Raw genomic sequence first — 24,087 nt, forward strand, 5'->3', positions numbered from 1 at the left:
TAAGCGTCCCGCCTGCGCAGGACGCCGTATTAGGAGTCTGATCCTACTCGGGGGCCCGGGCGACAAGCACCCCCGTTATCGGGCACTCGGTACGCTTGGTAATAACCGCGGAGGAGATATGCGCCTGATCCTGAACGTCATCTGGTTAGTCTTCGGCGGCCTCTGGCTGGCCGTCGGATACCTGGCTGCGGCGATCATCAGCTTCCTGCTCATCGTCACGATCCCGTTCGGCTTCGCGTCGTTGCGCATCGCCTCCTATGCGCTGTGGCCGTTCGGCCGCACGATTGTGGACAAGCCGACGGCGGGGTCTGGCGCCCTGGTCGGAAACGTGATCTGGGTGTTGCTGTTCGGTGTGTGGCTGGCGATCGGTCATCTGGCCAGCGCGGCGGCGATGGCGGTCACGATCGTCGGCATCCCCTTGGCGTTGGCCAACCTGAAACTGATTCCGGTGTCATTGATGCCGCTGGGCAAGCAGATTGTCCCGGTCAGCTCACCGACCGACTACGCGCCCCCGGCGGCCGCATGACTTTGACGACGCTGGGCGTCCCGTCAGTGCCGAGCCGCGACGGCGGCGCGGCCGTTCCTGCCGGTGCCCCCGCCACCGGCCCGCTGGTTGACACCTATGGGCGGGTCGCCACCGATCTGCGGATCTCGCTGACCGACCGCTGCAACCTGCGGTGCACTTATTGCATGCCCGCGGAGGGCCTGAACTGGCTACCGGGCGAGCAACTGCTGGATGCTTACGAACTCGCCAGACTGATGCGCATTGCGGTTACCCGGCTGGGGGTGACCAGCGTGCGGTTCACCGGCGGCGAACCCCTGCTGGCGCGCCACCTCGAAGTAGTGGTCGCCGATGCGGCCGCTCTGCAGCCCCGCCCCGAGATCTCGCTGACCACTAACGGTATCGGGCTGGCGCGTCGCGCCGCCGGGCTCGCGGCGGCCGGGCTGAATCGCGTCAACGTCTCACTCGACAGCGTGGATCGGCAGAATTTCGCGGCCATCACCCGCCGCGATCGCCTCGCCGACGTGCTGGACGGCTTGGCCGCCGCCAACGAAGCCGGCCTGACGCCGGTGAAGGTGAACGCCGTGCTGGACCCCGGCACCGGCCGCGAGGACGTGGTGGACCTGTTGCGGTTCTGCCTCGAGCACGGCTATCAGTTGCGCGTCATCGAGCAGATGCCCCTGGATGCCGGGCACCAATGGCGACGGGACGCGGCGCTGAAGGCCGACGACGTGCTCGCCGCGCTGCGCCCACATTTTCGGCTGCGGCCCGATCCCGCGCCGCGGGGCTCGGCCCCCGCTGAGCTGTGGCTGGTCGATACCGGCCCGGGCACGCCGAGCGGCAAGTTCGGGGTCATCGCATCGGTCTCGCACGCGTTCTGCGCGGCGTGCGACCGCACGCGCTTGACGGCCGACGGCCAGATCCGCAGCTGCCTGTTCGCCAAACAAGAGACCGACCTGCGCGGGCTATTGCGCAGCGGTGCGCCCGACGACGCGATCGAGGCGGCGTGGCGCACTGCGATGTGGGGCAAACCCGCCGGTCATGGCATCAACGATCCGAACTTCATCCAGCCCGACCGCCCGATGAGCGCGATCGGTGGCTAGTCCCATGGGGCAGATCCCTGTCCAAGCCAACGGAATTCAGGTGACGGTGCGCTACTTCGCCGCCGCGCGCGCGGCCGCGGGCGTCGACTCAGAGTCGGTGGTGCTGCGTCCCGGCACCACGGTCGGCGAGCTGGTCGAGCGGCTCGCCGTTCGAGGGTCTGGCTTGGCCACCGTGCTGAACCGGTGCTCGTACCTGCGCGACGGGATCGCCGTCCGCGACGACACCACGGCGTTGCAATCCGGTGACACGATCGATGTCCTGCCGCCCTTTTCTGGCGGTTGAAACTGTGACATATCTCACGTAACGGAACGATAACGGCGCGGTCACGCTCCGATATCGACCCCTATGAGCTGCGCAAACACTATGTGTTCCTGCGGTTTTCACGGAGGGCCGAGAGGGAAACGCCGGGTTCCGCTCAACGTGACGAGACCAACAGAAACGGTTACCGTCTCCGAAGGCTCGCCAGCCATCCCGATTGGCGGACCTCCCCTCCCTATCGCGCCGAGCTCCATCCAATAGGCGGGGGGCCTCCGAACTACATGGATGGAGACGGGGGACCCACCGGTCCACCGTGATCGGAATGGGGCCGCACGCGGCTCCTAGGGGTGAAGTCGGCGTCGTCTCATTTGACGACGACGCCGGCCGGGTGGCCTCTCCAACCCGAACCCGACAGCTGACCTCGCAGGCGCGTGACGAGAGAGGAATAGATCGGCGCGTATGAGCGGACGTCATCGTAAGCCCAGCAGTTCGAACATCAGCGTCGCCAAGATCGCCTTCACCGGCGCGGTTCTTGGTGGCGGCAGCATCGCCCTGGCCGGCCAAGCGGCCGCGGCCACCGACGGAGAATGGGATCAGGTAGCCCGTTGCGAATCCGGCGGTAACTGGGGCATCAATACCGGCAACGGCTACCACGGTGGCGTGCAGTTCAGCGCAAGCACCTGGGCCTCACACGGCGGCGGCCAATACGCCCCGTCGGCCGAACTCGCCACCAGGGAACAGCAGATCGCCGTCGCCGAACGGGTGCTCGCCACTCAGGGCCGCGGAGCCTGGCCCGTGTGCGGCGGCCCCTTGTCGGGACCGACCCATCGCGACGTGCCGGCGCCCGCCGGCCTGGACGCCCCCGGCATCAATGGCGCCCCGGCGCCGCTCGCCCCGTCCGTGGATGCGCCCCCGGCGGACGCTCCTGCGCCGCCCCCGCCCGCTCCGGTGCAGCTGGCCTCGTTTGACCGGCCGGCACCGCCGGACGCTCCTGCGCCGCCCCCTGCGGACCTGCCGCCGGTTCCCCCGGCCGACGCCCCGCCGCCGGCCGACGCGATGCCACCCGCACCTCCCGTGGACCTGCCGCCGGTTCCCCCGGCCGACGCCCCGCCGCCGGCCGACGCGATGCCACCCGCACCTCCCGTGGACCTGCCGCCGGCGCCCCCCGCCGACGCCCCGCCGCCGGCCGACGCGATGCCACCCGCACCTCCGGCGGACGCACCGCCCGTCGTGGACACGGACTTTCACGGTTTCGTGCCGGAAGGCACGCCGCAGCAGGCCTCCGACGCCAATTACCTCGTGCAGCTGTGGGAGGCGATCAAGGCGCAGGACGTTCACGGAAACGACGCGCTGGACGCTCTCGCTCAGCCGTCACCCAACGCCTGACGCCGCCTCACCCCCCGCACGCCCCGAAACCCCTCCTTTTCGGGGCGTGTCGGGCATGGTGCAGCATTCCGGTGGCCGACGTGCCTGGCGCGTCAGGCCGAGCCCACCCACTCTTCGGTTCCGTCGGCGAAGAATTGGTGCTTCCACACCGGTAGCCGCGCCTTGATGGTGTCCACCAAGAGCGCGCAGGTGGCGAATGCTGCCTGCCTATGGTCGGCGGCGACGGCGGCCACCAGAGCCGCCTCTCCGATGCGTAGCGCGCCGATGCGGTGGCTTGCGGCGACTGCCCGTAGGCCGCTGGACTGCTCGGCCACCTCGGCCACCACATCGGCGATGACCTGGTCGGCCGACGGGTGCGCGGAGTACTCGAGTCGCACCACCCGCCGTCCGCCGTCGTGGTCGCGGATCATGCCGACGAACCCGACGATGGCCCCGGCCGACTGATGGCCCACTAACTCTTCATGCTCGGCCAGTGAAATCGGGTGCTCGGTCATGGCTGCGCGCACGACGAGCGTCATCGCAGGTGATCTTTACCGGCAAGCTGGTCGAGTGCGTGGTCGAGCACATCGGCGAGCACACCGAGGCCGTCGCGAACTCCTCCCGGCGAACCAGGCAGGTTGACGATCAAGGTCTGGCCGGCCACGCCGCACACCCCGCGCGACAGCACCGACGTCGGCACCTTCGGCAGGCCCGACTGGCGGATCGCTTCCGCTAGCCCCGGAATCATGTAGTCGACTACGGCCACGGTGTGGTCCGGCGTGCTGTCGCTGGGCGAGATGCCGGTGCCGCCGGAGGTGATGATGACATCGACCTCGGCGCCGATCGCGGTGCGCAGCGCGGCACCGACCGGCGGCCCGTCGGCAACCACCTCCGGCTGCGGTGCCGAAAAGCCGCGTTCTGCGAGCCATTCGGCGATGATCGGGCCGCAGCGGTCGTCGTAGACTCCCGACGCCGCGCGGGTCGAGGCGATGATGATGCGGGCGGAACGGGTGCTCATTGGCGCGACCACCTTCCGGTTTTGCCGCCTTCCTTGCGCAGCACTCGGATGTCGTCGATCCGTGCGGCCGGGTCCACCGCCTTGATCATGTCGTAGAGCGTCAGGCCCGCGACGCTGACGGCCGTCAGCGCTTCCATCTCCACCCCCGTGCGGTCGGTGCTTCGCACTGTTGCGGTGATCTGGATCTCAGACTCCCCCACGGTGAAGTCGATGTCGACCCCTGTGAGAGCGAGTTGATGACAAAGCGGGATGAGTTCGCTGGTGCGCTTCGCGGCCTGAATGCCGGCTATCCGGGCCGTGGCGAGCGCATCGCCCTTGGGCAGTCCGCCGGCCGAGATCAGCGCCAGCACTTGCGGCGACGAGCGCAGGACGCCCGCGGCCACCGCGGTCCGCTTGGTGGCCAGCTTTTCGCTGACGTCGACCATGTGCGCCGCCCCCTGGTCGTCCAAATGTGACAGGGGGCCCGAGCCGGCGTCTTCGGAAGCCGAGTTCGCCGAGGCTTCGGAGCCCTCAGAGGCCCTGGCCATCTGGCGGCCTACCGATTGACGACGGTGACCGGGTGCACGTAGGGCAAGTCGGTGGGGGGCAGCGGGAACACCAGCTCACCGAAGGGCGACAGCGCGCCCGTGCGATCGGTCACGAGTTCACTGACCGCGTGGTCGTCGGGGTCCGTCGTCGGCCAGCCGTTGTCCACATACTTGGTTTTACGTGCTTTGCCCTCAGCAGTGTCAGCCACGAGGTCCATTCTGACAGGTGGCCGGACGGCACGCGGCGCAAGACCGGCGTTTGAAGACGCGTTGCCGTCGCCGCCGCCGGTCACCGCGCTAGCGACGCGATGGGCTGTCGAGGCCTGCTGGGTATCAGCCACCTGCTTTACGCTGGTCAGCAATGACCGACAACACCCCGGATATCCCGCTGGGGTCGTGGCTGGCCGAGTTGTCCGATGAGCGGCTGATCCGACTGTTGGAATTGCGGCCTGACCTCGCCCAGCCCCCACCCGGCAGCATCGCCGCGCTGGCCGCGCGCGCCCAGGCCCGCCAGTCGATCAAGGCCGCCACCGATGACCTGGACTTTCTGCGGCTGGCCGTACTCGACGCGCTGTTAGTGCTCCAGGCCGACGTGGAGCCTGTGCCCACCGCGAAGCTGCTAGCGCTGATCGGTGACCGCGCCCCCGAAACCGACGTCCTCGACGCGATGGACGACCTCCGGCAACGCGCCTTGGCTTGGGGCGACGCCGCGCTGCGCGTGGCCGCCGACGCCGCGGCAGGAATGCCGTGGCATCCGGGCCAGGTCAGTCTCGAGGACGCTTCGCGCAGCGCCGAGCAGATCGCCGGCCTGATCGATGGCCTCGACCAGGCGCAGCTCGACGTGTTGGAGAAGCTTCTAGAAGGTTCCCCGTTGGGCCGCACCCGCGACGCCGCGCCCGGCGCGCCCGCGGACCGGCCGGTACCCCAGCTGCTGGCCATGGGCCTGTTGCGGCGCATCGATGCCGAGACGGTGATCCTGCCCCGCCACGTCGGGCAGGTGCTGCGGGGCGAGCAGCCCGGTCCCATGCAGCTGACCGCACCCGACCCGGTGGTCTCCACCACCACGGCCGACGACGTCGACGCAACCGCTGCCGGGGCTGTCATCGACTTGCTACGCGAGGTCGATGTCCTGCTTGAAACGCTTTCCGCCGCACCGGTTTCCGAGCTGCGAAGCGGCGGTCTGGGGATTCGCGACGTCAAGCGGCTGGGCAAGGTGACCGGCATCGAAGAGTCGCGCCTGGGATTGATCCTCGAAGTCGCGGCCGCGGCTGGGTTGATCGCCAGCGGCATGCCAGACCCCGAGCCGGTCACCGGGGAGGCACCGTACTGGGCGCCGACGGTCGCAACCGACCGGTACGCCGCGATGTCTGCCGCCGAACGCTGGCAGCTTTTGGCCAGCAGCTGGCTCGACCTTCCCGGTCGGCCGGCGCTGATCGGCAGCCGCGGCCCCGACGCCAAGCCCTATGGGGCCCTCACCGACGGCCTGTACTCCACGGCCGCACCGCTGGATCGCCGGCTGTTGCTCTCCATGCTGTCCGAACTGCCCCCCGGCGCCGGCGTCAACGCGGCGCACGCTTCGGCGGCGCTGATCTGGCGGCGCCCGCGCTGGGCCAAACGGTTGCAGCCCGGACCCGTCGGGGACCTGCTCGCCGAGAGCAACGCCCTGGGGCTGGTGGGCCGCGGGGCGATCAGCACACCTGGTCGCGCGCTGCTGGACGACGACGGCGATCCGCAGCTCGCGATCGAGGCGATGAACCGGGCGCTGCCCAAACCGGTCGACCATTTCCTGCTGCAGGCGGATCTCACCGTGGTCGTGCCCGGCCCATTGGAACGCGACCTGGCCGAGCAACTCGCCGTCGTCGCCACCGTCGAATCGGCCGGCACCGCGATGGTGTACCGAATCAGCGAGCAGTCGATCCGCCACGCACTCGATGTCGGCAAGACCCGCGACTGGATGCATTCCTTATTCGCCAAGCATTCGAAAACTCCGGTTCCCCAAGGCTTGAGCTACCTCATCGACGATGTTGCACGCCGGCATGGGCAGCTGCGGATCGGCATGGCGGCGTCGTTCGTGCGCTGCGAGGACCCCGCCCTGCTGGCCCAGGCGGTGGCAGCCCCGGCGACCGAAGAGGTGCAGTTGCGGGCCCTTGCGCCGACGGTCGCGGTGTCGCCGGCCCCCATCGGCGAGGTGCTCGTCGCCCTGCGGGCCGCCGGCTTCGCGCCGGCGGCCGAGGATTCCTCCGGCGCCATCGTCGACGTTCGTCCGCGCGGTGCCCGGGTGGCCACGCCCCAGCAGCGCCGGCCCTATCGCCCGATCCGGCGTCCCAACAGCGAAAGCCTCAACGCGGTGGTGGCGGTGCTGCGCAAGGTGACCGCCGCACCATTCGGCAACATCCGTGTCGATCCCGCGGTCACCATGACGCAGTTGCAGCGCGCGGCCAAGGAACAAGACACCCTGGTGATCGGTTATCTGGATGCGGCCGGTGTGGCGACCCAGCGAGTGGTGTCACCCATCACCATCAAAGGCGGTCAACTGGTGGCGTTTGACTCCGCGTCCGGAAAGCTGCGTGACTTCGCCATCCACCGCATCACGTCGGTTGTGTCGGCCACCGGCCGATAATGGGTGCCATGCCTGCCGGCGTGACCACAGATCAGGAGGAGTGGCGCTGAGTATGTCTGACGGACCGTTGATCGTGCAGTCCGATAAGACTGTGCTGCTCGAGGTCGACCACGATCTCGCCGGCGCGGCGCGCGCCGCCATCGCGCCGTTCGCCGAGCTGGAACGCGCGCCCGAACACGTGCACACCTATCGCATCACCCCCCTGGCGCTGTGGAACGCCCGCGCCGCCGGTCATGACGCCGAACAGGTGGTCGACGCGCTGGTCAGCTTCTCGCGTTACGCGGTGCCCCAGCCGCTGCTGGTCGACATCGTCGATACCATGGCCCGCTACGGACGTTTGCAGCTGGTGAGAAACCCCGCACACGGCCTGACACTGGTGAGCCTGGATCGCGCGGTGCTCGAAGAGGTGTTGCGCAACAAGAAGATTGCACCGATGCTCGGCGCCCGAATCGACGACGACACGGTCGTCGTCCATCCCAGCGAGCGCGGTCGCGTCAAGCAGATGCTGCTCAAGATCGGTTGGCCCGCAGAAGATCTCGCCGGCTACGTCGACGGTGAAGCGCATCCGATCAGCCTGGCCCAGGACGGCTGGCACCTACGCGACTATCAGCAGATGGCCGCCGACTCGTTTTGGTCCGGCGGATCCGGTGTGGTGGTGCTTCCGTGCGGCGCCGGTAAGACATTGGTGGGCGCGGCGGCCATGGCGAAAGCTGGTGCGACGACGCTGATTCTGGTCACCAATATCGTCGCGGCGCGGCAATGGAAGCGCGAGCTGATCGCGCGTACGTCGCTCACCGAGGACGAAATCGGCGAATACTCCGGCGAACGCAAAGAGATCCGGCCGGTCACCATCTCCACGTATCAGATGATCACTCGCCGCACCAAGGGCGAGTATCGGCACCTGGAGCTCTTCGATAGCCGGGACTGGGGGCTGATCATCTACGACGAGGTCCATCTGTTGCCGGCACCGGTGTTCCGGATGACTGCGGATCTGCAGTCCAAGCGGCGCCTGGGTCTGACCGCGACGCTCGTCCGCGAGGACGGCCGCGAGGGCGACGTGTTCTCGCTGATTGGCCCCAAGCGCTATGACGCGCCGTGGAAGGACATCGAGGCGCAGGGGTGGATCGCGCCGGCCGAGTGCGTCGAAGTGCGGGTCACCATGACCGACAACGAGCGGATGATCTACGCCACCGCCGAACCCGAAGAGCGGTACAAGCTGTGCTCGACGGTGCACACCAAAATCGCCGTGGTCAAATCGCTTCTGGCGAAACATCCCGGCGAGCAGACCCTGGTGATCGGCGCCTACCTCGATCAGCTCGACGAGCTCGGTGCCGAGCTGAACGCCCCGGTCATCCAGGGGTCCACCCGGACCAAGGAACGGGAAGAACTGTTCGATGCCTTCCGTCGAGGCGAGTTGTCCACCCTGGTGGTGTCCAAAGTCGCGAACTTCTCCATCGACTTGCCGGAAGCCTCTGTGGCGGTGCAGGTCTCGGGAACGTTCGGCTCGCGCCAAGAGGAGGCGCAACGGCTGGGCCGGCTGCTTCGGCCCAAGTCAGACGGTGGGGGCGCCATCTTCTATTCCGTGGTGGCGCGCGACAGCCTGGATGCCGAGTATGCCGCGCACCGGCAGCGCTTCTTGGCCGAGCAGGGCTACGGTTACATCATTCGCGATGCGGACGACCTCTTGGGACCGGCGATTTAGGTTGTACGGCGTCGCCAGTTAGCGCAGCGGCCGCCATGTTGTTCGACGTCCCGGGATCGACGAATTCGATTGTGCTGCTTGACAGCCGCCGTCCCTTTTCGGTGTCGGCGGGCGGATCGACGCGCGGGCTACGGGCCGTAACTAATCAGTATCCTAGCGCAACTATTGCATAGTGCTATGATATTCAGGCTCCACTCGCACAGGAGGTACGCACATGAAGATCGCCATCGTCGGTGCGGGCATCGCCGGTCCAACACTTGCGTACTGGCTTTGGCGCTATGGTCACCAGCCCACCCTGATCGAGAAGGCGGCGCGTCTTCGCACCGGCGGCTACGCAGTGGATTTTTGGGGCGCCGGGTATGCCGTTGCCGAACGTATGGAACTGACCGCCGAATTGCACGCAGCCGGATACGCGGTCAAAGAGGTGCGGATCGTGGACCGGAATTCGCGCAAGGTAGGCGGCTTTTCGGCTGAGGTGTTCCGGCGGAACGTCGATGGCCGGTTCGTGACTGTGCCCCGCGGCGATTTGGCGGCCATGATCTATCGCTCCATCGACAATCATGTCGAGACTCTGTTCGGTGAAAGCGTTTCGGCCATCGAGCAACACGACTCTTGCGTACAGGTCAGCCTCGAGCGCGGCGGGTCACGACAATTCGACCTGCTCGTCGGTGCAGGTGGTATTCATTCGCCTGTACGGGAATTGGTCTTCGGCACGCAAGCCCGATGGGAGGCCGATCTCGGTTACCGAGTCGCGGCGTTCGAGGCCGACGGCTACCAACCGCGTGATGAACTCGTCTACGTCGCACACACCATGCCCGGGCGCATGATCGGACGATTCACGATGCGCGGCGAGAAGACGATGTTTCTTTTCGTTTTCACGCCCGATCACATGAGCGGCCCCGATCCGCAGGATGCGTCACAGGCCAAGAACACACTGCATGAGGTTTTCGGCGACGCGGGCTGGGAATGCCCAGAGATCTTGCGCAAACTCGACAAGACCACCGATGTGTACTTCGATCGCGTCAGCCAAATCGTCATGGACCACTGGTCGGACGGGCGTGTAGCGCTCATCGGCGACGCTGCGGCTGCCGTCTCGCTGCTGGCGGGTGAGGGAACGGGTCTCGCGATGGTGCAGGCCTACGTACTGGCAGGCGAACTCAGTCGCGCAGGAGGCGATCACCAGGATGCGTTTCGTCGCTATGAGCGGCGATTGCGTCCGATCGTTGAGGCCAGGCAGCGGTCGGCGCGGGCATTCGCCACGATGTTCGCGCCAAAGACGGCGCTGGGCGTATGGACCCGCAACCAGGCGTCGAAACTGCTGAATATTCCGCGGCTGGCCGACTGGGCCATCCGCAGCGAATTTCGTGACGACATCGCATTGCCCGAATATGCCGCGTAGCCGGGCCAATCGCGGTTTGAGGACCCGGAAGGGTTGTGCCTCGGGCGATTAGAGCGACAGGATGGTCGCCGACGCGGTGCCCGGCGCGCCATACACCTGGGCCAGCCCGACGCGCGGGTTGCCGGGAACCTGACGCTCCCCCGCCTCGCCGCGCAGCTGACGCACCAACTCGTGCATCTGCCGCAGCCCCGATGCGCCGATCGGCTCGCCATTGGCGATCAGCCCACCATCGGTGTTGACCGGCATCGAGCCGTGAATCTCGGTGGCGCCGTCGGCCAGCAGCTTCTCCTGCTCACCGTCGGCGCACAGGCCGGTCTCGGCCATGTGGATGACCTCGTTGCCGGCGTCGGTGTCCTGCAGCTGGGCGACATCGACGTCCTCGGGACCGATGCCCGCGGCTTCGTAGGCCGCCTTGGACGCGTACACCGTCGGCGAGACGTCCTCGTCGAGCGGTGCGAAGGTGGCATGCACTTCATACGCCCCGAACGTGCGAGTGCGGATCTCACAAGCGCGCACGTACACCGGCTTGTCGGTGAACTTGTGCGCGATGTCCGCGCGACACATGATGACCGCGGCGGCGCCCTCGTCGGGCGCGCAGAACATGTACTGCGTCAGCGGGTAGTTGAGCGTAGGCGAGTTGAGGATCTCCTCGACGGAGATCTCCTTGCGCCGGAAGGCATTCGGGTTCAGCGTACCGTTGCGGAAGTTCTTGTTGGCCACCCGCGCCAGCGTCTCCTGCGAGATGTGGTGATCGTGCAGATACTTGTTGGCCTTCATCCCGAAGAACTTGGTGGTGACGAACTGACCGTTCTGCGCGTACCACTGCGGCAGCGCCAGCTTGGCGGGGTCGTCGGTGAAAGCTCCGCGCGGATGTTTGTCCAAGCCGATGGCGATGCCGATGTCGTACTTGCCCAAGCGGATGGTGTCCGCCGTCTGCTGAATGGCACTGGCCGCGGTGGCGCAGGCGTTGAAGACGTTGGTAAAGGTGATGCCGGTCAGTCCAACCAGGCGGGTGACCGCGTCCGGGTTGGACACTTCGTGACTGCCACCGAAGCCGAACTGAATGTCTTTCCACTGAACACCGGCGTCGGTGAGCGCGCTTTGGATGGCTTCAGCGCCCATCTGCATCGCGGTCTTCTCGAACCGGCCGAAGGGATGCAGACCCACACCGATGATCGCTACATCGTTGGTCATCTCAGTCTCCTTCTGTCTAAACCGGCTGGAAAGCGAACGTGATGATCTCGTTGCCGTCCGCGTCGGTGGTGAAAGGCACCATGGTGAGCTCGACCTCCTGGCCGAACTTCAGCTTGGCCGGGTCGTTCTCGGTCAGCCGCCCCTCGACACGGATGACGTCACCGAGCTGGACCAGACCCACGCCGAACGGCACGAAGTCCTTGCCGGTCGGGCCGGCGTACGGGGCCCCGGGCGGGAAGCCCTGAGTGGTCCAAGCGACGACGGTGCCGGTCCGCGGCAACAGCATGTCGCTCATCGCGCCGCCGCTGCACCGCGGGCACCGCTGCTGCACCGGGAAGGTCGTGGCGCTGCAATCGCCGCACCGACTGCCGATCAGCTGCGGGTTCTCGTCCGGCCAGGTCGAGATCTCGGGAGCGAGTGCCTTCTGCATTGAGGGATCCTCCAGGAACGTCCGCGGTGCGCCAAAAGAACAATTCTGACTGAACGGTATAACAGCTTTCCGAAAAGTGGAAACCGCATTCTCATAGCTGGAGGACCGGGCGGGCCGACGACGGACCGGGCACGAAGATATGTTGGGCCCATGACGGTCACGGTGATACTCGAGCTCAGATTCAAGCCCGACGAGGTCGCTGCGGGGCGCGAGCTGATGGGCCGGGCGCTACAGGACACTCGCGCGTTCGACGGCAATGTGCGCACCGACGTACTTGTCGACGAGGACGACGAAGCGCACTGGCTCATCTACGAAATCTGGGAGACGGTCGAAAACGACGAGGCCTACCGCGCGTTTCGCGCCGGCGAAGGCAAGCTGACCCAGCTTCCTCCGCTGCTGGCCGCGCCTCCGGCCAAGACCAGGTACATCACCAGCGACGTCTAACGCGCTATCAGCTCAGCGCAGGAATGACCTCACGCTCGAACAGTTCGATGCCCGACCGGTCGTAGGCGGCCTCGGGGAAGTAGCAGATCGCGTACTCGCAACCAAGGTCGCGAACCTTGGCGATCCGCTCGATGACTTGTTCCGTTGTGCCTGTTGCCCCCTCCGAGCCTCCGGAGAGCATCGCATCCGCGGCGGCCTCGGGTACGTAACGCGATATCCGGTCGCGTATCCGCTGCCGCCGGTCTTCGACGTCGGAGTCGGAGGCGCCGATGATTGCGCTGAAGTTGGCCGAGCGAACGATGGCGTCAAAATCGGTACCCACCTCACGGCAGTGCTCGGCCAGCACATCCGATTTGTGCTTGAAGGCCTCGAGCTCCGGCGTGAAGTTGGTGTATTGCGCGTACTGCGCGGCGATCCGCAACGTCACCTTCTCGCCGCCACCGGCGATCCAGAAGGGAATTCCCCCGTCCTGCAACGGCTTCGGCTCGACGATCGCGCCGTCGACCTGATAGTGCTTGCCGTCCAAGCTGACTTTGCCGTCGCGCCACGCATCGCGCATGATCTGCACGCCTTCGTCCAGACGGCCCAATCGCACACCCGCCGAGGGGAACCCGTAACCGTAAGCGCGCCATTCATGTTCGTACCAGCCACCGCCGATGCCCATCTGAATGCGGCCACCGGAGATGACGTCGGCAGTCGCGGCCACCTTGGCGAGATAGACGGGGTTGCGGTAACTCATCGCGGTGCACATCTGGCCGAGTTTGATCCGCGAAGTGCTCGCCGCGTAGGCCGCCATCAGCGACCACGCTTCGTGCGTCGCCTCGCCGGTCGGCATCGGCACGGTGTGGAAGTGGTCGTAGACCCACAGCGAGTCCCACGCGCTGTTATCGGCGTAGGTGGCCAGGTCGCGCATCAGCGCCCAGTGTTTTTCGGGTTCGATGTCGACCAGATCCATCCGCCAGCCCTGCGGAATGAAGAGTCCAAAGCGCATAACTAGGGACCTTAGCCTGCGACTCAACCACCCAGCGCGTCAAGCGCGGCCGCCACCGACTTCTCGCGTAGCTCTTCGCGGGGCGCGTCGGGAAACTGCACGCAGCAATCCTGCAAGCCGCCGAAGGCGACCACCGCCCGAGTGGACTGCGCGAGCGTCGGCTTCTTGCCGAAGACCAGCCTGGCCAGCCGCTCACGCCACGCCAGCACGGTATCGATGAGGTCGAGGTCGATCAGCGTCGAGAGCTCGGTCAACAGCAGCACCAGGTCCCGGCGGTGCCGGTAGTGGAAATCGAAGTAACCCTCTAACAGCTCGCGCGCATCGTTGCGGCGGCGCCCCTCGGCCTCGGCGACGAAGCGTTCGCCCTCGTCGATCAGCGGCACCAGGATGCTGCGCACGAGTTCTTCGCGTGATGGAAAATGGTAGTACAACGCGGGTTTGGTGATCCCTAGCTGGTTGGCGATGTCCTGCAGGCTGGTGCGCTGCACGCCGCGCTGCAAGAAGAGCTCGCGGGCGACCTCTTGGATGCGCTCACGGGTGTCCGACCGGGGCCTGCTCACCCTCGCGAGTTTATCTGACTTTCCGATAGGTAAGTGGGATGCTAAGCTTACCGAACGTTAAGTAAGCGTGGGAGGTGGTCATGCGGATACTCGTCTCCGGCGCCAGCATCGCTGGCCCGGTCCTGGCGTACTGGCTGACCCGATACGGTTTCGACGTCACCGTGGTGGAGCGCGCAGCGACGCTGCGAAAAACCGGCGGCCACGCCGTCGACTTGTTCCGTCCCGCAATGGAAATCTCGACGAAGATGGGCGTCCTCCCGCACATCGAGGCGCGCGCCACCGGAACCGAACGGCTGACGATGTACCGTGAAGCCCGGACAAAGGCCATCGACGTCGACCTCGCCAAGATCTACGCCGCCACCTCCGACTCGCACGTAGAGATCATGCGCGACGACCTGAGCGAGATCTACTACGACGCCGCCCGCGACGATGTCGAGTACCTGTTCGGTGACTCGATCACCGCGATCGAGCACGACGGAACCGTGACATTTGAGCGGTCGCCGGCGCGTTCGTTCGACGTCATCGTGGGCGCCGACGGGTTGCACTCTAATGTTCGGCGCCTGACTTTCGGCGAGGACGCCAAGCTGACGCGCTTCCTCGGCGGGTACCTGTCAGTGCTGTCGGCACCGAAGGCGCTGGTCGAGTCCGGTGAGATGGTCGCTCACGTCGGCGTCGGCCGCTTCGCCGGAATCTACACGGCGGATCACCTGGATGACGCCCGTGCGGTGTTCATGTTTCGCAGCAAAGAGGAATTGGACTATGGGCACCGTGATGCGTTGCGGCAGAAGGAATTACTGAAGAACGCGTTCGCCGGGATGCACGAGCAGGTGGATAGCTGGCTGGCAGAACTGGACCGCACGCGCACCTTCTACTTCGACTCGATCACCCAACTGCGGACCGACCGGTGGTCGCGGCGCCGCGTCACCCTGGTCGGCGACGCGGGATACTGCCCGGGACCCGCGGTGGGCGGCAGCACCAGCCTCGCCATCCTCGGCGCCTACGTGCTGGCCGGGGAGCTCGCCGAGGCCGACGGCGACCATCTGCGCGCCTTCGCCGCCTATGAGCTGCGGATGCGCGAACCCGTGCAGCGCAGCCGAGCGTTCGCCCGCGCCGCGGCCAAAGGCATCATCCCCGGTTCCCGAATCGGAGTGTGGGCGTTGACCCGTGGAGCCCAGCTGATCTCGGCGATGCCCGGGTCGCTGTCCCGCTCAGTGGCGAAGCTCAACACCAAGGGCATCCGGATGCACGATTCGATGCCGGTGCCCGAATACACCGGAAGCGACGCCTGACAGCATGTCCGGTAGAGCCGCGGTGCCGGGCCGCCGCGGCATGCGCGCCACGAAGGGAAGGCCTCACATGGAACTGACCGGTGTCGGGATCTGGAGCAGTCAACTTCGCTACGGCGACCCGGTTGAATCCGCCGAGGCGGCAACCGAACTCGACGAAATGGGGTTTTCGGCATTGTGGATACCCGACGTCGGTGGGCCGGTGTTCGACGCGGTGGGGCACCTGCTTGCCGCGACCCGGCGGACCGTAATCGCCACAGGCATCTTGAATCTGTGGATGCATTCGCCCGCCGACGTCGCCGACTCCTACGCGACCCTGACCGCCGAGCACGGTGACCGTTTTCTACTCGGGATCGGCGTCAGCCACGCCCCGTTGATCGATGCCGGTCAACCCGGACGGTACCGCAGGCCGCTGGCGGCAACCGCATCCTTCCTGGACGGCTTGGATGCCGCGCCGCATCCGGTTCCTATCAAGCGCCGGGTGCTTGCCGCGTTGGGCCCGAAGATGCTGACGCTGTCAGCGACCCGGGCCGGTGGCGCCCATCCCTACCTCGTCACCCCTGAGCACACCGCTTCTGCCCGTTCGACTTTGGGCCCGAGCCCGTTGCTGCTGCCAGAACAGACGGTTATCTTGACGAACAGCGTCGACGAGGCCCGCCGAATCGGAACCGATTGGCTGCGGTCGTATTTGGCCTTGCCCAACTATGCAAACAACCTGTTGCGCACCGGCTTCACCGAAGACGATCTGTCGCAGGTGAGCGATCGCCTGTTCGACGGCATCATCGCCTGGGGTGATGAAGAGGTCGTGACGCGCCGCGTCGCCGAGCATCGTGCCGCGGGCGCCGACCAGGTCTGCGTCCAGGTGCTGCTGCCCGATCCGCGGGTATTCCCGCGAGAGGAATGGCGCCGCATCGCCGCCGCCTTCCGATAGGGGCGACCTGCCCCAGGGGCTTAGGCTGAGCCATGGCTTCCAAGCAAACGCTGTTTCGGATCTTCTACCGCATCGGGTTCACCCCATGGGACGGTCATCCGCTCGCGCAGAGCGTGCGGGATCTGGTCGAGGGAACGCGCGACGCCGCAGCGCTCCCCGCCGGGTCGGCTCTAGAGGTCGGTTGCGGTACCGGTGACTGCTCCATCTATCTCGCCCAGCACGGCTGGAAGGTCACCGCGGTCGACTTCGTGGCCAGGCCACTCGAACGCGCACGTGCCAAAGCAAGCGCGGCCGGCGCCGACGTCGAGTTCCGCCAAGCCGACGTCACGCAGCTGAGCCGCACCGGCATCGGCGCGAACTTCGAGTTGATCGTCGACAATGGCTGTCTGCACAACATGAGCGACGCCGATCGCGACGCGTACGTCCGCGAAATCAGCGCGCTGGCGGTTCCGGAGGCACGGCTGCTGATCGTGGCGTTCGTCCCGGGCGGGCGGGTCGGGGTGCGCGGAGTGGACCGCGCCGAGATGGAACGACGATTCGCCCAGAACTGGGCTCTGTTGTCGGCCGGCGCCGAACGCGAGCTGGACCGCGCCGAGAAGACACCGGCGTGGTACTACCTGTTCCAAAGGCGCCGTTAGTCTTTCGCGACCACCGCACGCAGAAGCCCCCGAAACCTGGTTGGCTCGGGGGCTTTCGCGCCTGCGTAACGCAGGACTAGCTGAGCGACGCCGGCGGCAGGAAGCGGTCGCCGTACTTGGCGGCCAGTTCCTTGGCCCGGGCCACGAAGGTTTCCTTGCCGACACCATGCGCACCCTCGTAACCGACGATGAACTGGGCGCTACCACCGGTGTACGGCGGGAAGCCGATGCCCATGATCGAGCCGATGTTGGCGTCGGCGGTCGACGTCAGCACGCCCTCGTCGAGGCACTTCTGGGTTTCCAGCGCCTCGGCGAACAGCATCCGGTCGATCATGTCCTGCAGCGGCGGTTGCGAGCTGCCGGACTTGAACGTCTCGCGTAGGCCCGGCCACAGGCGGGTCCGCTTGCCATCCACGTACTCGTAGAAGCCGGCGCCCTTCAATCGCGAGGGCCTGCCCAGCTCGATCATCTTCTCGACGACGGCTTCGGCCGGGTGCGGCTCGTAAGTGCCGCCCGCGTCCTCGACACCCTTGCGGGTGGCCGCGGCGATCTTGTGCATCAGCTCCAGGTTGAGCTCGTCGGACAGCTGCAGCGGCGGCGCCGGGTAGCCGGCCTGCGAACCGGCGTGCTCGATGCTGGCCGGCTCCACGCCCTCACCCAGCATCGCGAGCGCCTCGTTGACGAACGTCCCGATGACGCGGCTGGTGAAGAATCCGCGGCTGTCGTTGACCACGATCGGGGTCTTGCCGATGGCCAGCGTGTAGTCGAAGACCCGCGCCAGCGCCTCGTCGGATGTCTTCTCGCCCTTGATGATTTCCACCAGCGGCATCTTGTCGACCGGGGAGAAGAAGTGGATCCCGATGAAGTCCTCCTGCCGCTTGACGCCGGTCGCCAGACCGGTGATCGGCAGCGTCGAGGTGTTCGATCCCAGCAGCGCGTTGGGCTCGACGATGTCCTCGATCTCCTGGAACACCTTGTGCTTGAGTTCCTGGTTCTCGAATACCGCCTCGATCACGAAGTCGACGCCCTTGAGGTCGGCCGGGTCGGCGGTCGGCGTGATGCGGTCCAGCAGCGCCTTGCTCTTCTCCTCGGTGGTCTTGCCACGCGAAAGTGCCTTGGCCTCAAGCTTTTCCGAGTATCCCTTGCCCTTTTGGGCGGCTTCGACGCTGACGTCCTTGAGCACCACGTCATATCCGGCCTTGGCCGAGACGTAGGCGATGCCGGCGCCCATCATGCCCGCGCCCAGCACACCGATCTTGTTGATCTTGACCGGCTCGATGCCATCCGGTCGGGAGCCGCCACCGTTGATGTGCTGCAGGTCGAAGAAGAACGCCTGGATCATGTTCTTTGCGACCTGGCCGGTGACCAGCTGGGTGAAGTAACGGCTCTCGATGCGGCTGGCGGTATCGAAGTCCACCTGCGCGCCCTCGACGGCCGCGTCCAAAATGGCCCGCGGCGCCGGCATCGGTGCGCCCTTGAGCTGCTTCTTCAGCAGCGCCGGGAACGACGGCAGGATGCCGGCCAGCGCAGGGCTGGACGGGGTGCCGCCGGGCATCTTGTAACCCTTTTTGTCCCAGGGCTGTTCATGCGAATCAGGGTTGGCCTTGATCCACGCCTTGGCGGCGGGCACCAACTCCTCGACCGAGCCGACGAGCTCGTCGACCAGCCCGACCTCCTTGGCCTTCTCCGCCTTGAAGCGAGTGCCCTGCGAAAGGATGTTCATGAACGCGTTCTGAATTCCGAACATCCGCACCGTGCGGGTCACACCGCCGCCGCCGGGCAGCAGCCCCAGCGTGACCTCGGGGAAGCCCACCACGAGACCCTTGACGTCCGCGGCGATGCGGTGATGACAGGCCAGCGCGATCTCCAGGCCGCCTCCCAGCGCGGCGCCGTTGATAGCCGCGACCACCGGCTTGCCCAGCGTCTCCAGCGCACGCAGGTCACGCTTGACCGACTCGACGGTGTCGAAAGCCTCACCGGCGTTCTCCGGACCGAGGTTGATCATGCCTTTCAGGTCACCGCCGGCGAAGAACGTCTTCTTCGCGCTGGTGATGACCACGCCGGTGATCGAATCCTTCTCGGCAACAAGACGTTCCACAGCGTTGTGCATGGACTCGCTGTAGTGCTCGTTCATCACGTTGGCCGACCCGGTGGGATCGTCCAGGGTCAGGGTGACGATGCCGTCGTCGTCCTTGTCCCACTGAATGGTGTTCTCTGCCATGGTCTTAAACCCTCTCGATGATGGTGGCGACACCCATGCCGCCGCCGATGCACAGCGTGATCAGGGCGCGCCGCGCGTTGCGGCGCTCGAGCTCATCGACCATGGTGCCGGTGATCATGGCGCCGGTGGCGCCAAGCGGGTGACCCATCGCGATGGCGCCACCGTTGACGTTGAGCTTCTCGTCCGGGATGTTGAGGTCCTTCTGGAACTTCAGCACCACCGACGCGAACGCCTCGTTGAGCTCGAACAGGTCGATGTCGTCGATCGTCATCCCGGCGCGATCGAGCACCTTTTGCGTGGCCGGAGTCGGGCCGGTGAGCATGATGACCGGGTCGGAGCCGCTCGTGGCGGTGGCCACGATGCGCGCCCGCGGCGTCAGCCCCTGCGACTTGCCGGCTGCTTCCGAGCCGACCAGCACCAGCGCGGCGCCGTCGACGATGCCGGAGCTGTTGCCGCCGGTGTGGACGTGGTTGATCTTCTCCACGTAGTGGTACTTCGTCAGCGCCACGTCGTCGAAGCCGCCCATTTCGCCGATGCCGTCGAAGGCGGTCTTCAGCTTGCCCAGGCCCTCCAGGGTGGTGTCGGGCCGCATGTGCTCGTCATGGTCGAGGATGACCAGGCCGTTCTGGTCGCGCACCGGCACGATCGACTTGGCGAAGTAGCCGCCCGACCACGCCTCGGCGGCCTTCTGCTGGCTGCGCAGCGCGTAGGCGTCCACGTCGTCGCGGGAGAAGCCCTCGATGGTGGCGATCAAGTCGGCGCCGATGCCCTGGGGCACGAAGCCGATCCGGTAGTTGGTCTCGGGGTCGGTGGCCCAGGCGCCGCCGTCGGAGCCCATCGGGACCCGGCTCATCGACTCGACGCCGCCGGCCAGCACCAGGTCGTCCCAGCCGGAGCGGACCTTCTGGGCGGCGGTGTTGACGGCCTCCAGGCCGGAGGCGCAGAACCGGTTGAGCTGCACGCCGCCGGTGGTCTCGGGCAGCCCGGCGGCCAGCACCGCGGTTCGGGCGATGTCGCCGCCCTGGTCGCCGACCGGGGACACCACGCCCAGGATCATGTCGCTGATCAGGTTCTCGTCGAGGTCGGGAAAACGCCGACGGAGCTCGTCAACCAGGCCCACGACCAGGTTGAGCGGCTTAACCTCGTTCAGCGAACCGTTGCGCTGCTTCCCCCGTGGGGTGCGGATGGCCTCATAGATAAAAGCTTCTTCGGACATGACGACTTCCTGATCTGGCGAATAGGGTTCGAATCCGTCTCCAAGACTAGATCCCGACCCACCCTAACAGGGTGCCCGGCCAACCTGTTGGTTGGCCAAGACCGCGCAGCTCAGGGGTGCCTTGCGACGCGGACCACGCGGCGCCTGGGGCACGGCCGCCGAGCCGCCGAACGTGAAACTGCGTACACGCTCGGCGTCGTGTGCGCACCTAACTTCACGTTGGGGCCCAACGCCAACGCTGGCATGACATTCGCGGAAACCATGCCCCGCTTAAGCTCGACCACCATGACGGTGTCGCGACTGCGCCCCTACGCGACCACGGTGTTCGCCGAGATGTCGGCGCTGGCCGCGCGGATCGGAGCGGTGAATCTTGGCCAGGGGTTCCCCGACGAGGACGGGCCCCCGGCCATGCTGAAGGCCGCCCAGGAGGCGATCGCCGACGGCGTCAATCAATATCCGCCGGGCATCGGCATCGCACCGCTGCGCCACGCCATCGCCGCCCAGCGGCAGCGCCGCTACGGCATCGACTACGACCCGGACACCGAGGTGCTGGTGACGGTCGGGGCGACCGAGGCCATCGCCTCGGCGGTGATCGGCCTGGTCGAACCCGGTTCCGAGGTCCTACTCATCGAGCCGTTCTACGACTCCTACTCGCCGGTGGTGGCGATGGCGTCCGCGCACCGGGTGGCCGTGCCGCTGGTCCCCCATGGCCGCGGCTTCGCCCTGGACGCCGATGCTCTGCGCCGAGCGGTGACGCCACGGACCCGCGCGGTGATCGTCAACTCCCCGCACAACCCGACCGGTACCGTTCTGAGCGCCGATGAGTCGGCGGCCATCGCCGAGATCGCGGTCGCGGCCGATCTGTTGGTGATCACCGACGAGGTCTACGAGCACCTGGTGTTCGACGGGCGTCAGCATGTGCCGCTGGCCGGCTTCGACGGCATGGCGCAGCGAACGATCACCATCTCCAGTGCCGCCAAGATGTTCAACTGCACCGGCTGGAAGATCGGCTGGGCTTGCGGCCCAGCACATCTCATCGCCGGGATGCGCGCCGCCAAACAGTATCTGAGCTATGTCGGCGGCGCACCGTTCCAGCCGGCGGTGGCGCTGGCGCTGGAGACCGAGGATGCGTGGGTGGCGGGCCTACGCGCGACTTTGCAGGCCAGACGCGATCGACTGGCCTGCGGGCTGATCGACGTCGGGTTCGAGGTGCACGACAGCGCCGGTACCTACTTCCTGTGCGCCGATCCGCGTCCGCTGGGCTACGACGACAGCAGCGCATTCTGCGCGGAACTTCCGGCAAAGGTCGGAGTGGCCGCGATCCCGATGTCAGCCTTTTGTGACCCGTCCACCACCCACGGTACGGCCGACGTGTGGAATCACTTGGTGCGCTTCACCTTCTGCAAACGCGACGACACCCTCGATGAGGCGATCAAGCGACTGGGCACCCTGCGCGCCGCTAGTTAGCCGGACCGAAACCCTCCATCACCCGAGTGCGCAGGCCCTCCAGCGCGGCATGAAGGATTTTCTTGCGGGCCCGGGCGACCCAGAACTCCGGCAGCGGCGCCCACGGTTCGACGGTGATGGTGAATCGCACCCTGGTCTTGTCGTCGCCCACCCGGCTCAGGTTGTACTCACCGTGCTGACCGTGTTGCTGCGCGGTCCTGTCGGCGTCCCACACCATCCAGTCCGGACCCCAGTGGTACTCCAGCAATTCGGTGTCGTGGATACCGGTCACCGAGATCGTGACCTTCACATGGTGCGGTCGCCCATCGGAGTGCTTGTCGACGACCTCGACCCGCTTGTGCACCGACGACCATGACGGCACCGCGTCCATATCGGCGAGCGCCTCCATGATGAGTTCTAAAGGCGCGTCAATGACGATTTCCGACGATGCTTGCACAGCCATCGCCTACAAGTTAACAACAGCACCGCCGGCGGTGCGGACTAAAAATGTCGACGTTGCCGATTATCAGGACTCGGCCGGATGATTGCCGCTGTTCACCAATTCGCACAATCCCCTCACCGCCGCGTCCAGCACGCTCTCGGCCGCCCGCCGCACGATGAACGCGGGCATGGGACGTCCGGGTTCGACGGTGACGTCGAAGCGCACCCGGGTCTGATCGACACCTTCTGGTTTGAGGGTGTACTCGACGTGCTGACCATGCTGCTGTGAGGTGCCCTTGGCGTCGTAGACAACCCAATCGGGCCCCCAGTGGTACTCCAGGATCTCTTTGTCGACCAGCCCGAGAATCTTGATGGTGGCCTTGACGTGGTGCGGCCGGCCGTCCGGATACCGGTCGATCACTTCGATGTGTTTGTGCAGGGGCGACCACGATGACAGAACACCGACATCTGTCAGCGCTTCCATGACCACTTCTGGCGGCGCGTTGACGACAAAATCCCGTGATGCTTTTACGGCCACTGAGGATCAACTTAGCAACGCCGATCGCGACGCGGACCGGTTCGCCGTAAACGACTTTCTACCAATCGATTTCGTTGAGCGGCGTGGTCGCCGCCGGGGGCCGTCCGACCGGTCCGGCGGGCGTCCGCGAAAAGCGTGGGGCGGGTGCGGCCTGGTCGACGCCGTGCGCGGTGATCACGGTAGACCTGCTGCGCAAGTGCTCATCGGCAGCGGCCTCGCCCCACGTCAGTACCGGGGTGACGCACGCATCGGTGCCGGCGAAAATCCGCGCCCATTCGTCGCGACCGCGGCTGGCGAATCGTTGGGTGAAGATCTCGCGCATGCGTGGGTAGGAAGCCTTGTCGTGCTGGGCGGGCACGTCGTCGGGTGACAGGCCGAGCCCATCGAGCAGCGCCGAGAAAAATTGCGGCTCGATGGCGCCGACGGCCACGTATTTTGCGTCGGCGGTCTCGTAGCAGCCGTAGAACGGCGCACCGCCGTCGAGCAAAAAAGATTCGCGTCGGTCCCGCAGTGCGCCAGTGGACTTCATAGTCCACATCATCTGGGCCAGCAGGCTGACCCCGTCGACCATCGCCGCGTCGATCACCTGACCCATGCCCGAACGCTCCCGTTCGTATAGGGCGGCCGCAATGCCGATCACCGCCAGCATCGAGCCGCCGCCGAAGTCGGCGACCAGGTTCAGCGGCGGCATCGGGGGCCTGTCGGCGTAGCCCAGCGCCGACAGCGCGCCGGTCTGCGACAGGTAGTTGATGTCGTGGCCGGCGGTCGGCGCCAGCGGTCCTTCCTGTCCCCAGCCGGTCATGCGCGCGTAGATCAGCCGCGGATTGGCCGCCGCGCACTCGTCCGGCCCGATGCCGAGTCGCTCGCAGGTCCCGGGCCGAAAGCAGTCCAGCAGCACGTCAGCCTTGGCGGCCAGCTCCAGCAGCGTTTGCGACTGAGTCTTGACGTCCAGGTCGACAATTCGCTTGCCGCGGTGCAGCAGATCGCGCTCCTCGGCCGGCATCGTGAGCCCGCCTGTTTGGTGGCGACCCGCTTCGCCCGGCTTCGCCGCGCTTGCGATCGCCACGCCGCCTGTTTGGTGGCGACCCGCTTCGCCCGGCTTCGCCGCGCTTGCGATCGCCACGCCGCCGGGGCGGCGCACCCGCACCACGTCGGCCCCCAGATCGGCGAGCAGCATTCCCGCGTGCGGTCCCGGTCCGATGCCGCCGAGCTCGATTACTCTCACCCCGGCCAGCGGGCCGCCCCGCGTCACGGCG

At 66.6% G+C, this 24,087-nt stretch carries 25 protein-coding genes and 1 riboswitch; of the genes, 12 read left to right on the forward strand and 13 right to left on the reverse strand.

Going from position 1 to position 24,087, the window contains the following annotated elements:
* Positions 1 to 118 precede the first annotated feature (118 nt).
* The 4 genes from AC5Y4F_RS03605 to AC5Y4F_RS03620 all read left to right on the forward strand — a co-directional run bounded on the left by AC5Y4F_RS03605 (position 119) and on the right by AC5Y4F_RS03620 (position 3,250).
* Positions 119 to 526: a YccF domain-containing protein gene (locus AC5Y4F_RS03605; RefSeq protein WP_067930259.1), complete on the forward strand. Its 408-nt coding sequence runs from the start codon at positions 119 to 121 to the stop codon at positions 524 to 526.
* The gene (gene moaA, locus AC5Y4F_RS03610) at positions 523 to 1,605 is read left to right on the forward strand and encodes a GTP 3',8-cyclase MoaA (protein WP_499995168.1); all 1,083 of its coding nucleotides are present in this window, start codon (positions 523 to 525) and stop codon (positions 1,603 to 1,605) included. The genes AC5Y4F_RS03605 and moaA overlap by 4 nt, the downstream gene beginning before the upstream one ends.
* 4 nt (positions 1,606 to 1,609) lie before the next feature.
* The gene (locus AC5Y4F_RS03615) at positions 1,610 to 1,888 is read left to right on the forward strand and encodes a MoaD/ThiS family protein (RefSeq protein WP_499995761.1); all 279 of its coding nucleotides are present in this window, start codon (positions 1,610 to 1,612) and stop codon (positions 1,886 to 1,888) included.
* Between the two features lie 236 nt (positions 1,889 to 2,124).
* Positions 2,125 to 2,310, forward strand: a riboswitch (cyclic di-AMP (ydaO/yuaA leader).
* Positions 2,311 to 2,323: 13 nt separating this feature from the next.
* Positions 2,324 to 3,250, forward strand: coding sequence for a transglycosylase family protein (locus AC5Y4F_RS03620; RefSeq protein WP_499995169.1), 927 nt, complete (start codon positions 2,324 to 2,326; stop codon positions 3,248 to 3,250).
* Positions 3,251 to 3,342: 92 nt separating this feature from the next.
* Here the strand turns inward: AC5Y4F_RS03620 and AC5Y4F_RS03625 are convergent, their stop codons facing one another.
* From AC5Y4F_RS03625 to AC5Y4F_RS03640, 4 genes are read right to left on the reverse strand one after another with little or no spacing between them, the layout of a single operon-like run.
* Positions 3,343 to 3,768 (reverse strand): molybdenum cofactor biosynthesis protein MoaE, encoded by a 426-nt coding sequence (locus AC5Y4F_RS03625; RefSeq protein ID WP_499995171.1) that lies wholly within the window; start codon positions 3,766 to 3,768, stop codon positions 3,343 to 3,345.
* The gene (locus AC5Y4F_RS03630; RefSeq protein WP_067930268.1) at positions 3,765 to 4,247 is read right to left on the reverse strand and encodes a MogA/MoaB family molybdenum cofactor biosynthesis protein; all 483 of its coding nucleotides are present in this window, start codon (positions 4,245 to 4,247) and stop codon (positions 3,765 to 3,767) included. The genes AC5Y4F_RS03625 and AC5Y4F_RS03630 overlap by 4 nt, the downstream gene beginning before the upstream one ends.
* Positions 4,244 to 4,774, reverse strand: a complete 531-nt coding sequence (gene moaC / locus AC5Y4F_RS03635; RefSeq protein ID WP_499995174.1) for a cyclic pyranopterin monophosphate synthase MoaC — start codon at positions 4,772 to 4,774, stop codon at positions 4,244 to 4,246. Before moaC ends, AC5Y4F_RS03630 begins: the two co-directional genes overlap by 4 nt.
* Before the next feature lie 8 nt (positions 4,775 to 4,782).
* A complete protein-coding gene (locus tag AC5Y4F_RS03640; protein ID WP_197520447.1) occupies positions 4,783 to 4,983 on the reverse strand; it encodes a hypothetical protein in 201 nt (66 codons plus the stop codon).
* A gap of 152 nt (positions 4,984 to 5,135) precedes the next feature.
* Here AC5Y4F_RS03640 and AC5Y4F_RS03645 point away from each other — a divergent pair, with 152 nt between their 5' ends.
* The 3 genes from AC5Y4F_RS03645 to AC5Y4F_RS03655 all read left to right on the forward strand — a co-directional run bounded on the left by AC5Y4F_RS03645 (position 5,136) and on the right by AC5Y4F_RS03655 (position 10,495).
* Entirely contained in the window at positions 5,136 to 7,394 is a 2,259-nt protein-coding gene (locus AC5Y4F_RS03645) for a helicase-associated domain-containing protein (protein ID WP_499995176.1), read from the forward strand.
* Between the two features lie 52 nt (positions 7,395 to 7,446).
* A complete protein-coding gene (locus AC5Y4F_RS03650; protein WP_067930281.1) occupies positions 7,447 to 9,096 on the forward strand; it encodes a DNA repair helicase XPB in 1,650 nt (549 codons plus the stop codon).
* Between the two features lie 214 nt (positions 9,097 to 9,310).
* Positions 9,311 to 10,495 (forward strand): FAD-binding domain, encoded by a 1,185-nt coding sequence (locus AC5Y4F_RS03655; RefSeq protein WP_067930295.1) that lies wholly within the window; start codon positions 9,311 to 9,313, stop codon positions 10,493 to 10,495.
* Positions 10,496 to 10,543: 48 nt separating this feature from the next.
* Here the strand turns inward: AC5Y4F_RS03655 and AC5Y4F_RS03660 are convergent, their stop codons facing one another.
* On the reverse strand, positions 10,544 to 11,689 hold the full coding sequence (locus tag AC5Y4F_RS03660; protein WP_499995178.1) for a thiolase family protein: 1,146 nt from the start codon (positions 11,687 to 11,689) through the stop codon (positions 10,544 to 10,546).
* A gap of 16 nt (positions 11,690 to 11,705) precedes the next feature.
* On the reverse strand, positions 11,706 to 12,119 hold the full coding sequence (locus AC5Y4F_RS03665) for a Zn-ribbon domain-containing OB-fold protein (protein ID WP_499995181.1): 414 nt from the start codon (positions 12,117 to 12,119) through the stop codon (positions 11,706 to 11,708).
* A 150-nt stretch (positions 12,120 to 12,269) separates the two neighbouring features.
* On the opposite strand from AC5Y4F_RS03665, the gene AC5Y4F_RS03670 reads away from it, so the two are divergent.
* Positions 12,270 to 12,563, forward strand: coding sequence for a putative quinol monooxygenase (locus tag AC5Y4F_RS03670; protein ID WP_067930302.1), 294 nt, complete (start codon positions 12,270 to 12,272; stop codon positions 12,561 to 12,563).
* Positions 12,564 to 12,570: 7 nt separating this feature from the next.
* On the opposite strand, the gene AC5Y4F_RS03675 is transcribed toward AC5Y4F_RS03670, so the two are convergent.
* Both AC5Y4F_RS03675 and AC5Y4F_RS03680 read right to left on the reverse strand, forming a co-directional pair.
* Positions 12,571 to 13,554, reverse strand: coding sequence for an LLM class F420-dependent oxidoreductase (locus tag AC5Y4F_RS03675; protein ID WP_499995182.1), 984 nt, complete (start codon positions 13,552 to 13,554; stop codon positions 12,571 to 12,573).
* A 23-nt stretch (positions 13,555 to 13,577) separates the two neighbouring features.
* Positions 13,578 to 14,114, reverse strand: a complete 537-nt coding sequence (locus AC5Y4F_RS03680) for a TetR/AcrR family transcriptional regulator (RefSeq protein ID WP_067930308.1) — start codon at positions 14,112 to 14,114, stop codon at positions 13,578 to 13,580.
* An 80-nt stretch (positions 14,115 to 14,194) separates the two neighbouring features.
* Here AC5Y4F_RS03680 and AC5Y4F_RS03685 point away from each other — a divergent pair, with 80 nt between their 5' ends.
* The 3 genes from AC5Y4F_RS03685 to AC5Y4F_RS03695 all read left to right on the forward strand — a co-directional run bounded on the left by AC5Y4F_RS03685 (position 14,195) and on the right by AC5Y4F_RS03695 (position 16,969).
* Positions 14,195 to 15,403 (forward strand): FAD-dependent monooxygenase, encoded by a 1,209-nt coding sequence (locus AC5Y4F_RS03685; RefSeq protein ID WP_499995184.1) that lies wholly within the window; start codon positions 14,195 to 14,197, stop codon positions 15,401 to 15,403.
* 67 nt (positions 15,404 to 15,470) lie between these two features.
* The gene (locus AC5Y4F_RS03690) at positions 15,471 to 16,331 is read left to right on the forward strand and encodes an LLM class F420-dependent oxidoreductase (RefSeq protein ID WP_067930311.1); all 861 of its coding nucleotides are present in this window, start codon (positions 15,471 to 15,473) and stop codon (positions 16,329 to 16,331) included.
* Between the two features lie 32 nt (positions 16,332 to 16,363).
* Positions 16,364 to 16,969 (forward strand): class I SAM-dependent methyltransferase, encoded by a 606-nt coding sequence (locus AC5Y4F_RS03695; RefSeq protein ID WP_067930313.1) that lies wholly within the window; start codon positions 16,364 to 16,366, stop codon positions 16,967 to 16,969.
* 76 nt (positions 16,970 to 17,045) lie between these two features.
* Here AC5Y4F_RS03695 and AC5Y4F_RS03700 read toward each other — a convergent pair whose 3' ends face one another.
* A complete protein-coding gene (locus tag AC5Y4F_RS03700; protein ID WP_499995187.1) occupies positions 17,046 to 19,190 on the reverse strand; it encodes a 3-hydroxyacyl-CoA dehydrogenase NAD-binding domain-containing protein in 2,145 nt (714 codons plus the stop codon).
* Between the two features lie 4 nt (positions 19,191 to 19,194).
* Complete coding sequence (locus tag AC5Y4F_RS03705) at positions 19,195 to 20,406, reverse strand: acetyl-CoA C-acetyltransferase (RefSeq protein ID WP_499995188.1); 1,212 nt, start codon at positions 20,404 to 20,406, stop codon at positions 19,195 to 19,197.
* Between the two features lie 285 nt (positions 20,407 to 20,691).
* Here AC5Y4F_RS03705 and AC5Y4F_RS03710 point away from each other — a divergent pair, with 285 nt between their 5' ends.
* A complete protein-coding gene (locus tag AC5Y4F_RS03710) occupies positions 20,692 to 21,873 on the forward strand; it encodes a pyridoxal phosphate-dependent aminotransferase (RefSeq protein ID WP_499995189.1) in 1,182 nt (393 codons plus the stop codon).
* Here the strand turns inward: AC5Y4F_RS03710 and AC5Y4F_RS03715 are convergent.
* From AC5Y4F_RS03715 to AC5Y4F_RS03725, 3 genes are all read right to left on the reverse strand, one after another.
* Positions 21,866 to 22,315, reverse strand: a complete 450-nt coding sequence (locus AC5Y4F_RS03715) for an SRPBCC family protein (RefSeq protein WP_499995191.1) — start codon at positions 22,313 to 22,315, stop codon at positions 21,866 to 21,868. The two genes, AC5Y4F_RS03710 and AC5Y4F_RS03715, sit on opposite strands and share 8 nt — an antisense overlap.
* A gap of 63 nt (positions 22,316 to 22,378) precedes the next feature.
* A complete protein-coding gene (locus AC5Y4F_RS03720; protein ID WP_082947811.1) occupies positions 22,379 to 22,831 on the reverse strand; it encodes an SRPBCC family protein in 453 nt (150 codons plus the stop codon).
* 58 nt (positions 22,832 to 22,889) lie between these two features.
* The gene (locus AC5Y4F_RS03725) at positions 22,890 to 24,083 is read right to left on the reverse strand and encodes a CaiB/BaiF CoA transferase family protein (protein WP_499995192.1); all 1,194 of its coding nucleotides are present in this window, start codon (positions 24,081 to 24,083) and stop codon (positions 22,890 to 22,892) included.
* Positions 24,084 to 24,087: the final 4 nt, after the last annotated feature.

The organism is Mycobacterium sp. NGS56 (genome assembly GCF_059812425.1).

Excerpts from the sequence above, each read along its gene's own strand:
- AC5Y4F_RS03710 (WP_499995189.1), top strand. The coding sequence starts at position 20,692 with ATGACGGTGTCGCGACTGCGCCCCTACGCGACCACGGTGTTCGCCGAG.
- AC5Y4F_RS03715 (WP_499995191.1), bottom strand. The coding sequence starts at position 22,315 with ATGGCTGTGCAAGCATCGTCGGAAATCGTCATTGACGCGCCTTTAGAA.
- AC5Y4F_RS03700 (WP_499995187.1), bottom strand. The coding sequence starts at position 19,190 with ATGGCAGAGAACACCATTCAGTGGGACAAGGACGACGACGGCATCGTC.
- AC5Y4F_RS03690 (WP_067930311.1), top strand. The coding sequence starts at position 15,471 with ATGGAACTGACCGGTGTCGGGATCTGGAGCAGTCAACTTCGCTACGGC.
- AC5Y4F_RS03675 (WP_499995182.1), bottom strand. The coding sequence starts at position 13,554 with ATGCGCTTTGGACTCTTCATTCCGCAGGGCTGGCGGATGGATCTGGTC.
- AC5Y4F_RS03665 (WP_499995181.1), bottom strand. The coding sequence starts at position 12,119 with ATGCAGAAGGCACTCGCTCCCGAGATCTCGACCTGGCCGGACGAGAAC.
- moaA (WP_499995168.1), top strand. The coding sequence starts at position 523 with ATGACTTTGACGACGCTGGGCGTCCCGTCAGTGCCGAGCCGCGACGGC.
- AC5Y4F_RS03620 (WP_499995169.1), top strand. The coding sequence starts at position 2,324 with ATGAGCGGACGTCATCGTAAGCCCAGCAGTTCGAACATCAGCGTCGCC.
- AC5Y4F_RS03660 (WP_499995178.1), bottom strand. The coding sequence starts at position 11,689 with ATGACCAACGATGTAGCGATCATCGGTGTGGGTCTGCATCCCTTCGGC.
- AC5Y4F_RS03655 (WP_067930295.1), top strand. The coding sequence starts at position 9,311 with ATGAAGATCGCCATCGTCGGTGCGGGCATCGCCGGTCCAACACTTGCG.
- AC5Y4F_RS03645 (WP_499995176.1), top strand. The coding sequence starts at position 5,136 with ATGACCGACAACACCCCGGATATCCCGCTGGGGTCGTGGCTGGCCGAG.
- moaC (WP_499995174.1), bottom strand. The coding sequence starts at position 4,774 with ATGGCCAGGGCCTCTGAGGGCTCCGAAGCCTCGGCGAACTCGGCTTCC.
- AC5Y4F_RS03605 (WP_067930259.1), top strand. The coding sequence starts at position 119 with ATGCGCCTGATCCTGAACGTCATCTGGTTAGTCTTCGGCGGCCTCTGG.
- AC5Y4F_RS03615 (WP_499995761.1), top strand. The coding sequence starts at position 1,610 with ATGGGGCAGATCCCTGTCCAAGCCAACGGAATTCAGGTGACGGTGCGC.
- AC5Y4F_RS03630 (WP_067930268.1), bottom strand. The coding sequence starts at position 4,247 with ATGAGCACCCGTTCCGCCCGCATCATCATCGCCTCGACCCGCGCGGCG.
- AC5Y4F_RS03685 (WP_499995184.1), top strand. The coding sequence starts at position 14,195 with ATGCGGATACTCGTCTCCGGCGCCAGCATCGCTGGCCCGGTCCTGGCG.
- AC5Y4F_RS03705 (WP_499995188.1), bottom strand. The coding sequence starts at position 20,406 with ATGTCCGAAGAAGCTTTTATCTATGAGGCCATCCGCACCCCACGGGGG.
- AC5Y4F_RS03670 (WP_067930302.1), top strand. The coding sequence starts at position 12,270 with ATGACGGTCACGGTGATACTCGAGCTCAGATTCAAGCCCGACGAGGTC.
- AC5Y4F_RS03625 (WP_499995171.1), bottom strand. The coding sequence starts at position 3,768 with ATGACGCTCGTCGTGCGCGCAGCCATGACCGAGCACCCGATTTCACTG.
- AC5Y4F_RS03650 (WP_067930281.1), top strand. The coding sequence starts at position 7,447 with ATGTCTGACGGACCGTTGATCGTGCAGTCCGATAAGACTGTGCTGCTC.
- AC5Y4F_RS03695 (WP_067930313.1), top strand. The coding sequence starts at position 16,364 with ATGGCTTCCAAGCAAACGCTGTTTCGGATCTTCTACCGCATCGGGTTC.